The 13,098-nt window shown below is 61.5% G+C and carries 17 protein-coding genes; 13 read left to right on the top strand and 4 right to left on the bottom strand.

The genetic code is table 11. From position 1 onward, the window contains the following. Nucleotides 1-34 precede the first annotated feature (34 nt). Both R3E82_06960 and R3E82_06955 read right to left on the bottom strand, forming a co-directional pair. Nucleotides 35-901, bottom strand: coding sequence for an LLM class F420-dependent oxidoreductase (locus R3E82_06960; GenBank protein MEZ5550608.1), 867 nt, complete (start codon nucleotides 899-901; stop codon nucleotides 35-37). Continuing rightward, nucleotides 898-1,194 carry a hypothetical protein gene (locus tag R3E82_06955; GenBank protein ID MEZ5550607.1) on the bottom strand — a complete coding sequence of 99 codons (297 nt, stop codon included), beginning with the start codon at nucleotides 1,192-1,194 and terminating at the stop codon, nucleotides 898-900. Before R3E82_06955 ends, R3E82_06960 begins: the two co-directional genes overlap by 4 nt. Nucleotides 1,195-1,425: 231 nt before the next feature. Between R3E82_06955 and R3E82_06950 the strand changes: the two genes are divergently transcribed. Continuing rightward, a complete protein-coding gene (locus R3E82_06950; protein MEZ5550606.1) occupies nucleotides 1,426-2,343 on the top strand; it encodes an MBL fold metallo-hydrolase in 918 nt (305 codons plus the stop codon). Nucleotides 2,344-2,346: 3 nt separating this feature from the next. Here the strand turns inward: R3E82_06950 and pspF are convergent, their stop codons facing one another. Beyond that, complete coding sequence (gene pspF, locus R3E82_06945; GenBank protein ID MEZ5550605.1) at nucleotides 2,347-3,348, bottom strand: phage shock protein operon transcriptional activator; 1,002 nt, start codon at nucleotides 3,346-3,348, stop codon at nucleotides 2,347-2,349. A 221-nt stretch (nucleotides 3,349-3,569) separates the two neighbouring features. Here pspF and pspA point away from each other — a divergent pair, with 221 nt between their 5' ends. The 4 genes from pspA to R3E82_06925 are packed head-to-tail and all read left to right on the top strand — an operon-like array spanning nucleotide 3,570 to nucleotide 5,625. Continuing rightward, on the top strand, nucleotides 3,570-4,283 hold the full coding sequence (gene pspA / locus R3E82_06940) for a phage shock protein PspA (GenBank protein MEZ5550604.1): 714 nt from the start codon (nucleotides 3,570-3,572) through the stop codon (nucleotides 4,281-4,283). 8 nt (nucleotides 4,284-4,291) lie between these two features. Further along, the gene (pspB, locus tag R3E82_06935; GenBank protein MEZ5550603.1) at nucleotides 4,292-4,537 is read left to right on the top strand and encodes an envelope stress response membrane protein PspB; all 246 of its coding nucleotides are present in this window, start codon (nucleotides 4,292-4,294) and stop codon (nucleotides 4,535-4,537) included. A gap of 5 nt (nucleotides 4,538-4,542) precedes the next feature. Next, entirely contained in the window at nucleotides 4,543-5,337 is a 795-nt protein-coding gene (locus tag R3E82_06930; GenBank protein ID MEZ5550602.1) for a PspC domain-containing protein, read from the top strand. 60 nt (nucleotides 5,338-5,397) lie between these two features. Next, nucleotides 5,398-5,625 carry a hypothetical protein gene (locus R3E82_06925; GenBank protein MEZ5550601.1) on the top strand — a complete coding sequence of 76 codons (228 nt, stop codon included), beginning with the start codon at nucleotides 5,398-5,400 and terminating at the stop codon, nucleotides 5,623-5,625. Here R3E82_06925 and R3E82_06920 read toward each other — a convergent pair. After that, nucleotides 5,567-6,295, bottom strand: coding sequence for a glycerophosphodiester phosphodiesterase family protein (locus R3E82_06920; protein ID MEZ5550600.1), 729 nt, complete (start codon nucleotides 6,293-6,295; stop codon nucleotides 5,567-5,569). The two genes, R3E82_06925 and R3E82_06920, sit on opposite strands and share 59 nt — an antisense overlap. A gap of 43 nt (nucleotides 6,296-6,338) precedes the next feature. Between R3E82_06920 and dnaX the strand changes: the two genes are divergently transcribed. The 8 genes from dnaX (at nucleotide 6,339) to R3E82_06880 (ending at nucleotide 13,051) form a co-directional block, all read left to right on the top strand. After that, nucleotides 6,339-7,928: a DNA polymerase III subunit gamma/tau gene (gene dnaX / locus R3E82_06915; protein ID MEZ5550599.1), complete on the top strand. Its 1,590-nt coding sequence runs from the start codon at nucleotides 6,339-6,341 to the stop codon at nucleotides 7,926-7,928. Continuing rightward, nucleotides 7,925-8,242 (top strand): YbaB/EbfC family nucleoid-associated protein, encoded by a 318-nt coding sequence (locus R3E82_06910; protein MEZ5550598.1) that lies wholly within the window; start codon nucleotides 7,925-7,927, stop codon nucleotides 8,240-8,242. Before dnaX ends, R3E82_06910 begins: the two co-directional genes overlap by 4 nt. Continuing rightward, entirely contained in the window at nucleotides 8,242-8,841 is a 600-nt protein-coding gene (gene recR, locus R3E82_06905) for a recombination mediator RecR (protein ID MEZ5550597.1), read from the top strand. The genes R3E82_06910 and recR overlap by 1 nt, the downstream gene beginning before the upstream one ends. Further along, nucleotides 8,810-9,919, top strand: a complete 1,110-nt coding sequence (locus tag R3E82_06900) for an HRDC domain-containing protein (GenBank protein MEZ5550596.1) — start codon at nucleotides 8,810-8,812, stop codon at nucleotides 9,917-9,919. The genes recR and R3E82_06900 overlap by 32 nt, the downstream gene beginning before the upstream one ends. Then, a complete protein-coding gene (locus R3E82_06895) occupies nucleotides 9,916-10,176 on the top strand; it encodes a YcgL domain-containing protein (GenBank protein ID MEZ5550595.1) in 261 nt (86 codons plus the stop codon). The genes R3E82_06900 and R3E82_06895 overlap by 4 nt, the downstream gene beginning before the upstream one ends. Further along, nucleotides 10,176-10,613 carry a YcgN family cysteine cluster protein gene (locus tag R3E82_06890; protein MEZ5550594.1) on the top strand — a complete coding sequence of 146 codons (438 nt, stop codon included), beginning with the start codon at nucleotides 10,176-10,178 and terminating at the stop codon, nucleotides 10,611-10,613. Before R3E82_06895 ends, R3E82_06890 begins: the two co-directional genes overlap by 1 nt. Then, complete coding sequence (locus R3E82_06885; GenBank protein MEZ5550593.1) at nucleotides 10,613-10,957, top strand: hypothetical protein; 345 nt, start codon at nucleotides 10,613-10,615, stop codon at nucleotides 10,955-10,957. Before R3E82_06890 ends, R3E82_06885 begins: the two co-directional genes overlap by 1 nt. 105 nt (nucleotides 10,958-11,062) lie before the next feature. Continuing rightward, the gene (locus tag R3E82_06880; protein MEZ5550592.1) at nucleotides 11,063-13,051 is read left to right on the top strand and encodes a VWA domain-containing protein; all 1,989 of its coding nucleotides are present in this window, start codon (nucleotides 11,063-11,065) and stop codon (nucleotides 13,049-13,051) included. The last annotated feature ends 47 nt before the right edge of the window (nucleotides 13,052-13,098 follow it).

The following is a 13,098-nucleotide window of genomic DNA, read 5'->3' as shown; positions in this document are numbered from 1 at the left end:
GAGTTAAGCGTGCTGGCGAATTAGAAGGCTCAGCTCAGACCGTCGCGATTGGTTTGATCTGCTCAATGAGCTTCTGCACCCCTTCGACCGGGTTTGCACCCAGCGCCATCAGGGGCACGACCAGTCGCGAGACACCGGCCTGCGCCAGGGCCTCCACCGCCTGCGCACCGCCGGTTCCCGGCCACATGCAGGTGATTTCGATGTCTTTGTAGTCGCGCTTTTCCTGGTCGCAGGCTGCTTTGAGTTCCTTGAGCGCTGCTGTCAGCTCGGCGGGGTTGCCAATCGGGGCGAACCAGCCGTCTCCGTGTCTGGCGATGCGCTGGTAGATCTTTCCTTTGGCTCCGCCGATCACCACCGGAATATGCGGACGCTGCTTCGGAATCGGATAACTTTTGAACCCATGCCAGTGAATGAAATCACTGTCGTGTTCGACGACTTCGCCGGACCAGATCTTTTTCATCGCGACCACGTAGTCGTCAAACCGCGCGCCGCGACGTTCGAAGGGGACACCGAGCGCTTCGAACTCCTCCTTCAACCAGCCGATGCCAACTCCCAGCAGAAAACGGCCATCGGACAGCAGATCCAGGCTGGCAGCCTGTTTGGCCATGTAAAGCGGATTCACCTGGGAAAGAATATTGACGCCGGTGCCCAGGCGGATGGTGCTGGTCACCGCTGCTACGGCGGTCAATGCAATCAGCGGATCGATGAAGCTGGCTTCTGCGGGTACACCCATCTTACCGCTCGGGTTGTAGGGGTATTTCGACTGATAGTCGACGGGAACGATGACGTGTTCAAATGTCCAGAGCGATTCGATACCACCGGCTTCCGCCATTCGGGCGAGGCCCGTCATCTGTTCGAGAGATTCGACACCGATGTTGACGGGAATGAGTCCGAATTTCATGAGGCATCCTGGCAGTCTTGAGTGAACGTGCAGTAGAAACCCAAAGGCGCCGCTAAGCAACCGAGTGCGCCGGCGTTGTCGGCCCTAAGGCCTGCTTCCTGCTCCCGTTCGCTGAGCTGCCGGGTTGTGCCGTCAGCCATGTACACGCTGAGCATGTCTTCGAGATCCGCCGGTGCGAGCTTCCTGATTCGCAGGCTCGGTGTCTCGAACAGCACTTCGAAATCGAGATTGGCGGGGTAGAATGCCACCGCGGCTTCCACATCCTCAACGATGTAGCGGACTTCGACGGTCACAGACCACTCCCTGACAAGACTGCTGCGGGGTCGGCTATGGTACAACGATGCGGCAATCGCCTGATTCTGTGCTGTTGGTTGGCTGCATAAGCATTCCGCAGTTCCCGTGCCACAGTTCCCGTGCGAGACTGACGGAACCAAACTCATCCAACGCCTTGAAGGGTGTCGCCACGCGGATCGCGGTGCTTCATCCTGAACGCATGGCAGATTCAATCAGTGCAGGGAGACATCATGAAGCGCTGGCAAACCCTGGTTGCGGCGGTACTGGTCCTCGTTCTGCTGGGCGCGGCGCTCGTCTATAACCGCATCCGGTCGCTGGAGGTGGAGCAGCTCAGCACGGATCTCTTCGTGCTGCGGGGCATGGGCGGGAATGTCGCGGTGCTGCGAACGGATACCGGCTCCGTAGTCGTAGACAGCATGACGCTGCCAATTCAGGGTGAGCGCATTCGCGAACTGGCCCGGGAGCTTACCGGCGTGGATGTTCTGCTCATCATCAACACCCACTATCACCTCGACCATACCCATGGCAATCCGGCGTTTGCACCAGGCACCGCTGTGATGTCCACCGAGCGCACGCTGCAGCACCTCAAGGCGCTCGACGCCGACTTCTGGAGCGGCGATGCGGCCCGTCTGTTGCCGGGCGAAACCTTCACAGATCAGGCCACATTGAATATCGGTGGCAAACGCATCGAACTGATTCACCCCGGGCCGGGACACACCGACGGTGATCTGGTGGTCGTATTCAGCGACGAGCGGGTCATCCACACCGGTGATCTGCTGTTCAACGGGCACTACCCGAATATCGACCTCGAGGCCGGCGGCACCATCAGTGGCTGGCCGGCAACGCTCGATCGGGTACTCGAACTGGATTTCGACCGGGTGATTCCCGGTCACGGACTCACGACAGATGCGGCGGGCATCCGTCAGTTTCAGCGTTTTCTCAGCCAGCTGGGTGAGATCGGGCGCAGGGCTGTGGAAACAGGCGCCGGGCTTGAGTCGGTCCGCAGCAGCGATGCGCTCACTGAGGACGCCGGTTATGAACCAATCCGGTTTTTCGGCGTTTCGCTCGGCCTGGATCGCTCATTCGTGCTGCAGAGGGCCTGGGAAGAGGCAACCGGTAATTTCACGCTGGCAGAGCATCTGCGCTGAGAGTCATTCCTTGCTCAGCAGATCATATTTTTTCAGATAGCCGCGCAGCTGGTGATAGGTGACCTGAAGCAGTTCTGCCGCCTTCCGCTGATTGAATTTCGCTGCTTCCATGGCCTGGTTGATCAGGTCGATTTCGTAGTCCTGCACAGACGCCTTGAGATCCATCGGAAACTCCGCCCTGCCTGTCGCTGCCGCAGGCTGCCGGGAAGCTGCGCTGCGATTCTGCGGCCGGAAAGGAGAGTCGAAGGGGTCGAATACGATCGTCTCGACTTCCGCGGTGCTGTCATGCCGATACACACAGCGCTCGACGACGTTTTTCAGTTCCCGGACGTTGCCGGGCCAGTCGTATTCCAGCAGGCTGGCTCTGGCACGGACGGAGAAGCCGGGAAAGTACTCGCGGCCGAGCTCGCTGGCCATGCTCACAGCGAAGGATTCGGCCAGCAGCAGGATGTCCTGCTCACGTTCTCTCAGTGGCGGCAGGGTCAGCACATCAAAAGCGAGCCGGTCGAGCAGATCACTGCGGAAACTGCCTGCGTCAGCGAGCGCCGGCAGATCTTCGTTGGTCGCGGCGATCAGCCGCACATCGCAGTGCAGGGTCTTGTTGCCACCGACCCGTTCGTATTCGCCATATTCGATCACCCTGAGCAGCTTCTCCTGCACCATGGGTGAGGTATTGGCCAGTTCATCAAGGAACAGCGTGCCGCCATTGGCCCGCTCGAAGCGCCCCTGATGTGCCCGGGTCGCCCCGGTAAAGGAGCCAGCCTCATGGCCGAACAGTTCGGTCTCCAGCAGGCTGTCACTGATCGCTGCACAGTTCATTTTCAGATACTGACCTTCCCATCGATTCGACAGAAAGTGCAGGCGCGCGGCGATCAGCTCCTTGCCGGTCCCCCGCTCGCCAACGATGAGTACGGGTTTGTCGAGCGGGGCGACCTGGGAGACCTCTTCGAGGATGCGAAGAAATGCGGGGGATTCGCCAAGGAGTCGATCGGGTTCCTGCGCCATGTTCAAGTACCGGGAAACTGAGCCAGGGATTCTGCCAACAAGTGGTGAGATTTACCATTTGCGCCTGCTGCCGTCCAGGGGTGCTGTGAATATATCCAATGAATACAAGGAATTAGCGTGTCAGCTGAAATTGGCACAGATTCTGTAAGGGTATGGGTCGTGATGCCCTTGGACCCGAACGTCGACGGCATCGATCCATAATTAACGGAGGCAGACCGAAGATGAGCATCTTCACTCGCATGAGCGACATCATCAATTCGAACATCAACGCCCTGCTCGACAAGGCGGAGGATCCGGAGAAGATGGTGCGCCTGATTATTCAGGAGATGGAAGAAGCGCTGGTGGAGGTCCGCAGTACCTCGGCGCGCGCCATCGCAGACAAAAAGGAACTGGCCCGGCGTCAGGAATACCTCGCCAGCGAAGCCGCCGAGTGGGAGCGCAAGGCGGAGGTTGCGGTGAACCGCGGTCGCGACGATCTCGCCAAAGGCGCGCTGATTGAGCGCAACCGGGCACAGGAAGCCTCGGACGCGGTGAGTGCCGAACTCGAACTGATTGCCGAGTCGCTTGCGCGCATGAATGAAGACGTTGGCGCACTGCAGGCGAAGATCAAGGATGCCAAGGCACGACGCAATCTGATTGTGCGCCGCGGCAAGACGGTAAGCACGCGACTCGGTGTGAAGCGCCAGTTGAATGCGCACAACATCGACGACGCCATGCAGCGATTCGAAAGTTACGAGCGTAAGATCGATGATCTCGAAGCCCAGGTCGAGGCGTATGATATGGGCCAGCGTACACTCTCAGACGAGATCGAAGATCTCGAGACAGATGTCGAGATCGATGAGCAGCTGGCCAGTCTGAAGGCGCGTCTGAGCGGCGCATCAGCGTCGAAGCCTGCTGCAGGGACCGCCGCTTCTGATCAATCGTCCAACGCATAGGAGCCAGGATGGACGGTATTGTTGTGGCCTTCTTTGTGCCCACGGTCATTTTCCTCACGATCGTCGCACCGATCTGGATATTCATGCACTACCGGGGTAAGCAACGTTCCCAGACAGCGCTGTCGGATGATGAGCGCCTGGAGCTGGAGACCCTCGCCGCCCATGCCGACCGGATGCTCGAACGCATCGACACGCTGGAAGCGATACTCGATGCTGAAACACCCGGCTGGCGCAAGCGTCTCCACGCGGAGTGAATGGCATGACAGATTCACAGGATCGACGACACAGTGGCTCGCGCGACAGCAGCGAGTTCCAGCAGGCGATCGATCGACTCGAAAAGGCTGTACAGGGCGTGGTGGGCTCAGCGACCAGCGAGTTTGCCGATCGGGCGACCAGCTTCCTCAACGAAACCACCGCCAGATTCGAGCGCGAATATGGCCAGTACGGTGATGAGGAAGATCTCTACGATCCCGAAGCGCGCAGTCAGCGGCACTCTTCAGCCGAGCGGATGGCGGCCCGCCGCCGTGCCCGCTGGCAGTCACAACGCTCCACCGGCCGCAGTGCCCGCCTGTATCGGGATGTTGAAAATGAAAAAATTGCCGGAGTCTGTGCGGGAATCGCCCGCTATTACGGCATGGAAACCTGGGTCGTGCGCTGCATGGCGGTGACCGGGTTGCTGTTCTTTCCGAGTATCGTTTTCCCGGCTTACTGGATCATGTACTTCGTGATGGGAACCCCGCCGAAGGCGGAAGGCGGATCGGGACGCAAGGGAGGTTCCCGGCGCGCTTGGGCTGAACGGGGAAACCGGATTCAGGGCGGGCGCGCTGCAGAAAAATTTGAAGATGCCGGTTCAACGCCCAGGTATCGGCTGCGTAATGTCCAGGCGGATTTTGCCGAGATCGAGCTGAAACTGCGGCGCATGGAATCCCATGTCACCTCCGGCCAGTATGAACTGCAGCGGGAGCTGAACCGGATCGAGGCCGAACCGCCGGCGGCCTCCGGGTCGGACCAGCGGTCCGCCGATGTGGCGGGATCCGGACCCGACCGCCGATGACACCCGCCTGGTATGAAACACAGGCGCATATAACAGGGCTGAAACTACAGGGATCAGAAGATGGATGTATTCGTATTCGTCACCATCGTGGTGCTCATCGGGTGTGGCAGCGGTGTGCTCAACAACTATCTGAAAAACCAGCGCGAGCGGGACAAATACTCCGTCAATGAAGATGTGGCGGCAGAGCTCTCGGCGCTGCGCGAACGCATCGAGGTCCTGGAAAGCATTGTCACAGACGAGAAGTACCACCTTGCGAAGGAGCTCGATCGGCTGGAACGACAGACCTGATCCGATCCGGGTAGTCTGTGAACAAGCCCTGTACGCCCATTGCATACAGCTGCTGCGCTTCCTGCGGATCATTCACTGTATAGACGAGCAACTTCAATCCCGCGGCCTGTGCAGCGCGACAGCGCACAGCAGTCACCAGTTTGCGACTCAGATTGAGGAAACCACCGCCGAAAAGACTGGCTGTGGTGATCGGATCGCCCTTCCAGCGTGAGTACAGTGGTGCGGCACGGATATCGGGAGCGGCCCGATGAAACTGGTCGAGCAGGTCATGATCGAAGCTCGACACCAGCAGATCCCGATCGGGGATTCCCCTGAGCAGTTCCGCCAGGGGCAGGGCGGTCCCCGGCCCCTTCAATTCGATATTGATCCCGGTCTGTCCGGGCAGAAGTTCCAGGATCTCTTCGAGCAGGGGAATCTGAGCGCCCTGACCGGCGTCGAGTCTGCGCAATGCGGCCAGCGTCTGGGAGGCCAGGGTGCCGGTGCCATTCGTCGTCCGCTCCAGCGTATCGTCATGGATGACGATGAGCCGCCCTTCGCACAGGTGGATGTCCAGCTCCACCGCATCGACCCCCAGTTCGAGAGCGCGGGCGAAACTCGGCAGCGTGTTCTCCGGGACCAGCCCTGCTGCCCCGCGATGCCCGATGATCAGATACGAACCGTCGAATCCCATTGCTATCTCTGACCCGGTGAAGCCACTACAATAGCCGCTCATCATGGGTTACCAGGTTTTAGCGCGCAAACTCCGTCCCGGCACATTCGAGGGCCTGGTCGGTCAGGAACACGTGGTGCGTGCGCTCGCACATGCCCTGGATCACGACCGTCTCCACCACGCCTACCTCTTTACCGGCACCCGGGGAGTGGGTAAGACCACGATCGCCAGGATTCTCGCGAAGAGCCTCAACTGCGAGACCGGGGTGTCTTCCAGGCCCTGTGGTATCTGCTCTGTGTGCACCGAAGTCAATGAAGGCCGCTTCGTCGATCTCATCGAGGTGGATGCGGCATCCCGTACCCGGGTAGACGATACCCGGGATCTGCTGGAGAACGCCCAGTACCTCCCGACACGGGGCCGCTACAAGGTTTACCTCATCGACGAAGTGCACATGCTCTCCGCGTCGAGCTTCAATGCGCTGCTGAAAACCCTTGAAGAGCCTCCGGAGCACGTCAAGTTTCTGCTCGCGACAACGGATCCCAAGAAGGTACCGGTCACCGTACTTTCGCGCTGCCTGCAGTTTCAGCTCAAGAACATCTCCGCGGAACGCATTGCCGACTATCTCGCATCGGTGCTTGCTGCCGAGAAAATTTCCTTCGAACCGGAAGCGCTGACGCTCATCAGCCGGGCCGCCCGTGGCAGCATGCGGGATGCGCTGTCCGTCACCGATCAGGCCATCGGCTTCGGCCAGGGCAGCCTGGAAGCGGCATCTGTGGCTCAGATGCTGGGCCTGGTGGGCCGCGATGAGGTGGGCTCACTGATTGAGGCGCTGGCTTCCGCCAGCGCCACCCGGGTACTGGCAGTGGTTGCCGAGCTGGCGGATCGCGCTGCGGACTTCGACACTCTTCTGGAGGAACTGCTCGCCGCCCTCCATCAGATGGCGGTGGCCCATGCGCTGGGAGGCCGGGACAGCGCCGGCACTCGGCCGCCGTTTTCCGCGGAGGTGGTACAGCTGCTCTATCAGATCGCACTGATGGGATACCGGGACCTGCAGATCGCCCCGGATCCGCGTGCGGGTGTGGAAATGACGCTGCTGCGGATGCTGGCCTTCGCCCCGGATGATGCAGGTCTCAGTGTGCCGGCGTTGCAGGCGGCTCAGCCGTCCGTCAGCAGCGGACCCGGAGCAGAGGCGGCGATCAGGAAATCACCCGCTGTTGCACCGCGTGCGGCAGCCCGCACACCGGATAGCGACAGCTGGTTTACCCTGGTTTCCGAGCTTGAACTCGGTGGTGTGGCGCGGATGCTGGCCGAACATTCGGTGCTCGCCGCGCAAACAGAAGACAGCATCAGCCTGCTGCTCGATCGGGCACACGACATGCTGCTCAGCGACACTCAGGTGAGCGCCGTGCAGCGGGCGCTGAGTCTCCGGCTCGGTCGCGAAATGCGGCTTGCCATCGAACCCGCAGAGCTGTCCGAAGAAACTCCCGCACAACGGCGGCAGCGGGAGGCGGAGTTGCGGCAGAAGGACGCACAGAGACTGCTCGAGCAGGACAGCACGGTGCAGTCGCTGTTGCACGAGTTCGGTGGCCGGCTGGAGGATGTCCGACCTCTGGAAGCCGGCCGTTCATCTTCCGGAAAGGGGAATCCAGCATGAAGGGTATCGGAGATCTGATGAAGCAGGCTGCCCAGATGCAGGAAAAAATGCAGGAGATGCAGGCTGAGATCGCCGCGCTGGAAGTGACGGGTGAAAGTGGCGCTGGTCTGGTCCGGGTCATCATGAACGGTCGACATGAGGTGAAGCGGGTACAGATTGATTCGAGCCTGATGAGTGAAGACAAGGAGATCCTCGAGGATCTGATCGCCGCAGCCTGCAACGATGCCGCGCAGCGGGTCGAAGCCGCTCAGCAGGAAAAAATGGCTGGCATCACCTCCGGACTCGGTCTGCCTTTCGGCAAGATGCCGTTCTGATGGGATTGAGTCCGCTCATCGATCGATTGATCGAAGCCTTACAGATTCTGCCCGGCGTAGGGCCGAAAAGCGCGCAGCGGATGGTCCTGCATCTGCTACAGCACAATCGACCCGGTGGCAGCGCGCTTGGTGAGGTGCTTGCCCAGGCGATGAATGGTGTGGGCCACTGCAGCCGCTGCAGAACCTTCACCGAGCATGCGCTGTGCCGGTTCTGTGAAGATCCGCGCCGGGATGATGCCCAGCTGTGCATCATCGAATCGCCCGCGGACATCCTGGCCATTGAACAGGCAGGTGGATTTCGGGGGCGTTATTTCGTGTTGCACGGACATCTTTCGCCCATAGACGGCATCGGGCCGGATGAACTCGGCGTCGAGGATCTGCTCCGGCGGGTGCGCGAACTGGCACCCTCCGAGGTGATTCTGGCGACGAACCTGACGGTCGAAGGTGAGGCGACCGCACACTTTATTTTTGAAATGCTCAAGGACGACGTCACCACGATCAGCCGGATTGCCCACGGGGTGCCACTGGGTGGTGAGCTCGAATACATTGATGGAGGAACTATTGTTCATGCCCTGCAGGGACGCCGCACGTTCAGTTGAGTGGATCAGTACAGACGCCGAGCTGGCTGAGGCTGCATCGAAATGGAGCAACGTCATCGGCATCGATACGGAGTTCCAGCGCACGGATACCTTTTTTCCCCTTCCGGGGCTGTATCAGATCGCCAGTTCGGAGGTTGTCTATCTGCTCGACCCCCTGGCTATCGACAACTGGCAGCCGCTGCTCGAGCGCCTGCACGACCCGGAGGTAGAGCTGGTCATGCATGCCTGTGGTGAAGACCTCGAACTGTTCAATGCTCACCTGAACGCAGCCCCCACCGGGATATTCGATACCCAGCTCGCCAATGCCTTCCTGTCTCCGGATTTCTCCCTGAGCTACACCAACCTGGTGGAACGCCATCTGGGTGTGACACTCGGTAAACCACAGACCCGCTCCAACTGGTTGCGCCGCCCCCTGAGCGAAGAGCAGGTCCGTTACGCCTGCGAGGATGTTCTCTATCTCGGCGAGCTCGAATCGCGGCTGGAATCCCGGCTGCAGGCGGCAGGTCGACTGTCCTGGTTCGAGGAAGCGATGGCGGGGCAGGGGGTGTTTTCTCAGGTAGCCCCGGCCGACTATTACCGCAATTTCACCGCCGCCTGGCGGCTGGATGGTCAGGCGCTGGCGATATTGCAGGAACTCGTGTTGTGGCGGGAACTCAAGGCGCGATCCGAGGATGTGCCTCGCAGCCGGGTTGTGCGGGACGAGCATCTGCTGGCCTTTGCACAAATGCCGGAGCTTGCTGAGCGGCGTATCGAAGAAGTTCTGCCGAATTCCGTTGCCCGGCGCTACGGGCAGGAACTGCTGCTTGCCCATCAGCGTGGACGGTCAGCACAGCCAGTGGCGCGACTGGACGCGCCGCTGAACCGGGCGCAGGGAGAGGCCAGTCGCAGTGCGCGGGAAATAGCCCGCCAGCGAGCCGAAGCCGCCGGCTTCGCCCCGGAGCTGCTGGCCCGCAAACGGGACGTCGAGGCCTGCCTGCGGCATTTCTGTGCAACCGGCGAGCTGTCTGATCACTACCTCGGCTGGCGGGAGTCTCTGGTGGGAGACGATTTCCGCAGGATTCTGGGGAAACTGACGTGAACGGCCCGCGCCTGGTCAGAGTCTACAAATCACGCCGCAAACTGGACATGTATCTCTATGTAGACATGGCAGAGGGCCTGGCCCGGGTCCCGGAGATGCTGCTCGAGCGTTTCGGTGCCCCTGAACCGGCTCTGACGTTGAGGCTCACGCGGGAACGGCGTCTCGCCCGGGCGGATGCCGCAGAAGTTCTGGAGGCCCTGGATCGCCAGGGTTTCTATCTGCAACTGCCGCCCCCGGTTGGGGCGGTCTCGCGCTGATGGGTTTCTGGCACGAAAAGTCCCTGGCACAGATGAGCGATCAGGAGTGGGAGTCGCTGTGTGACGGCTGCGCTCGCTGCTGCATGATCAAGCTTGAGGATGAGTCGGATGGTTCCGTGCACTACACAGCACTGGTTTGCGAACTGCTGGATGAGCAGAAATGCCGGTGCACGCGCTATCCCCGGCGTCATGAACTGGTGCCGGACTGTATTCAACTGACTCCCGATCTCGCCGGGCAACTGCGCTGGCTGCCGACCAGCTGTGCCTATCGTCGCCTCGCGGAAGGGAAAGATCTGCTGCCCTGGCACCCGCTGGTTTCCGGGGATCCGGAGTCGGTGCACCAGGCCGGAATCAGTGTCAGAGACCGGGTAATACCCGTGCACTGGGTGCATGAGGAAGAACTCGAAGATCACATCGTGAACTGGATTGAGACCTGATGGCGTACCTGAATACCTGGATCCTCATTGGCGCTGCGGGGCTGATCGGCACAGTTGCGCTGTTTTTTGCCACCAGCGGGGTACGCTGGTGGCCCTGGCTGGTGACAGTCATCCGTCTGCTGCCGCTGGTAGTACTCACCACACCGGCCCCCGTTCCGGCCCATCCGGATCAGCTGGCCCCCGCTTTTATCGTTCTGCTCTTCGAAGGCCTGTTCCAGTCGGAGGGTGCACCCGGTCAGGCAGCCGCGATTCTGATCGCCGTCAGCGCTGGTTTTCTGCTGCTGGTGAGTCTCATCCACTGGCGGCGGCGTTCGGTTACAGACTCCGCTCCGGATCCGGCCTGAGCCGTCGGAGTTCCAGGGCCTGCCGGGACAGGAGTCGCGTCGTTCCCCGGGCCTGCGATGCAACGAAGACCGGCAGGGTTGCCCGGCAGCGTCTACGCTTAGGCTATGACTTCCATTCACCGGACCTGCGACCCTGGCCGGCCCAGACGCGCGATTGCCGCTCTGGCAGGTGTGCTGGCCCTGGCTGGACTGACCTGTTCCTCCGCAGCGACCGCAGCCGGCAGCCCCATCGATGTCCGACTGGTGGTCGACGTCTCCGCCGGTATGGCATCCGCAGATCCGGCAGGTGACCGGGCGAAGGCCATCGGGCTGCTGCTGGAACTGCTGCCCGGGCACAGCGAGGCCGGCATCTGGACTTATGCCCGCTATGTCAACATGCTGGTCAAGTACGGCCGGATGGATGAGGTGTGGCGACAGCGCGCCCGGGAGGCCACTGCGGTGCTGCCGGCCACCGGTGAGGAGGCGAATCTGCTGGCTGCGATCGAGGCGGCGAGCTGGGATCTCCCTGTCGCCGGGGCTTTAAAAAACGCCGGCGCCGCCGGGCAGCGCCGGCATCTGATCATTCTCAGCGACGGACGAATGCGCACTGGCACCGGGGATTCCACAGACAGTACCCGGCAAGCACAGTTGAAGAAACGGGTTGCTGATCTGGCGGCTGCGGGCTTCGTGGTCCACGCCGTGCAGCTGCCTGTGCGAACTGAGAACGGCAACGGGAGTGAAGCGGAGGCGGGTCTGCTGCGGCAGATGGCACTCGCCACCGGCGGCGTCTACCTACCGATCCGCGATTCCCAGGGTCTTTCCGCTGCCTTTGCCCGGGTTTTCCAGACCGTTGCCCGACCCCAGACCATCCCCGTGCGTGGAGACGGATTTCAGGTGGATGCAGGCGTCGAGGAGATCACCGCATTCCGCCCCCGGGCGGGTTCAGACGATGACCTGAGGCTGGTAGATCCCCAGGGCAACATCCTGGACCGCGCCAGGCTGCGCCCGGGTGTGCGCTGGCACGAGGGCGCTGGCTATGACCTGGTCACAGTGCACAGGCCCGTGCCGGGAAGCTGGCATTTTGCGGGCGCTGCCGGTCCGGCGGCCCGGGTGTACGCCGTTGGTGATCTCGAGCTGGAACTGCAGGGAATTCCGGCGACCGTTTTCCCGGGGATGCTGAAAACCTTTGAACTGCAGCTCACCAACCGTGGCAGGCCAGTCTCGGACCCTGATTTTCTGGCGTTACTCCAGATCCGCGCGGTGATCGCTGCGGGTCAGGGTCCGATTCCCGTGCTGGTCGACGACAGGGGCGCCGGCCGCTATCAGCTCAAACTGCTGGCACTGGAGGAGCAGGGAGAGCACGAAGTCCGGGTTCAGGTCACCGGTCCCACCTTCAGCCGGGAACTGGTTGCGGCTTTTACCGTGCGTAATCCGGTTGCGCTGAGCATCCTGCCGGATGCGCAGGGTACTCTGGTGTGGCTGGAGCTCAATTCAGCGGAGGTGGATTACCAGGGCCTGGTCGTCAGTGCATTGGCCAGACAGCCACCCGCGGCAGGTAAGCCGGTTGCCATAGAAGCACTGCCCGCCGGCTTATGGAAAATGCGCTTGCCGGAGGCCCGAGGGGCTCTCGAACTGACCATAGATATCGAAGGTAACTATCTGAATCAAAGTCCATTCAGGTTGCAGACCGAGCCAATTGTATTGTCGATGCCGCTGCGCAGTCCCCTGGCTGTGAATCTGGATCTCAGCGGCACCAAACTCGCAGGCAAAGGTGAAGTGGGCCAGCGGTTCAGAACCGGGACCGATGCGCCTGTGCCGGCTCCTGCCCGGCCCGGCAGCCGGGGCGCGCTGGACGCCGCCACAGCGTCAACCCGGGACTCCAGCGAGGCTGGAGACCTTGCACCGGCCCGGGAGGACAGCCTCATTCCGCTGTGGTTTGCGGCGCTGCTTGCGGTACTGAATCTCGCCGTCGGCCTTTCGGTCTGGCTGCTCCTGAAGGTTCCGGAGGCCGCGACAGCTTTTCTCGCAGAGGTCGACAGCCTGCGCAGTCTGTTCGCCGATCCGACCGGTGCAGAGTCTGATGAGAGCGGAGAACTCGTACCCGTCTCCGCCTGATCCCGCTGATCCACTCCCGCCTGCCATCCTTGTTCGGGCCCCCACCG

Source organism: Pseudomonadales bacterium, from assembly GCA_041395945.1.
Taxonomy (GTDB): Bacteria; Pseudomonadota; Gammaproteobacteria; order Pseudomonadales; family Azotimanducaceae; genus SZUA-309.
This window is presented reverse-complemented; position numbering and strand designations above follow the sequence as displayed.